Origin of the sequence: Halorubrum sp. SD626R (assembly GCF_001261915.1) — an archaeon.
Taxonomy (GTDB): domain Archaea; phylum Halobacteriota; class Halobacteria; order Halobacteriales; family Haloferacaceae; genus Halorubrum.
This window is the reverse complement of record NZ_CVRT01000010.1, coordinates 1-1,033: the sequence shown is the minus strand read 5'-3', so window position 1 is coordinate 1,033 and position 1,033 is coordinate 1. Positions and strand designations below refer to the sequence as shown.

At 66.5% G+C, this 1,033-nt stretch carries 1 protein-coding gene; it reads left to right on the top strand.

Features of this window, described 5'->3' with window-relative positions:
• On the top strand, positions 1–1,033 hold a 1,033-nt coding region (locus tag SD626R_RS00485; protein ID WP_303645071.1), incomplete at both ends, for an NADH-quinone oxidoreductase subunit 5 family protein.

Here is a 1,033-nt window from a genome sequence, read left to right as displayed (position 1 = left end):
CTGATCCACGCCGCGACGATGGTCGCGGCCGGCGTCTACCTCGTCGCGCGGATGTACGGGTTCTACGCGCTGACGCCCACGACGCTCGCGGTGATCGCCTTCATCGGCGGTTTCACCGCGCTGTTCGCGGCGACGATGGGCGTCGTGAAAGACGAGCTGAAGCAGGTGCTCGCGTACTCCACCATCTCGCAGTACGGCTACATGATGCTCGCGCTCGGCGCGGGCGGGTACGTGGCCGCCGTCTTCCACCTGACCACCCACGCCTTCTTCAAGGCGCTGCTGTTCCTCGGCGCCGGGTCGGTCATCATCGCGATGCACCACAACGAGGACATGTGGGACATGGGCGGGCTCAAATCGAAGCTGCCCGTCACCTACTACACCTTCCTCGCCGGCTCGTTGGCGCTCGCGGGCATCTTCCCGTTCGCCGGCTTCTGGTCGAAAGACGAGATCCTCTACGAGGCGCTCGTCCACGCGCCGGGCGAGCCGCTGCTGTTCGGCGGCTACCTCATGGGACTGCTCGCGGTCCCCGTCACCGCCTTTTACACGTTCCGGATGGTGTTCCTGACCTTCCACGGCGAGCCGCGTAGCGACACCGCTCGCGACCCCGAACCCGTGCGCTGGAACGTGAAGGGACCGCTGACGGTCCTCGGCTCGCTCGCGGTCGTCACCGGTCTCATCAACATGGTTCCGGTCCAGAAGGTCCTCGGGCTGGAGGGGATCGACCTGCTCCACCGCTGGCTCGATAACGAGTGGGGCGGAATCGAGGGGCTCTCCTCGCACCACTACGGCGACATCGGCCCGTACAGCAGCCAGTACATCGTCGGCGGCGAGGTCGCCACGGTGCTCGTCGGCGCGGCCGTCTCACTCGGCCTCGCGCTGACCGGCCTGCTGGTGGCGTGGCGGCTCTACAACGTTCCGTCGCCGACGGAGCAAACGGCGAAGCTCGGCGGGATCAAAGACGTGCTGTACAACAACTACTACCTCGACGAACTGCAGGTATGGCTCGCGTATCGCACCGAGGACGTCGCCGGCG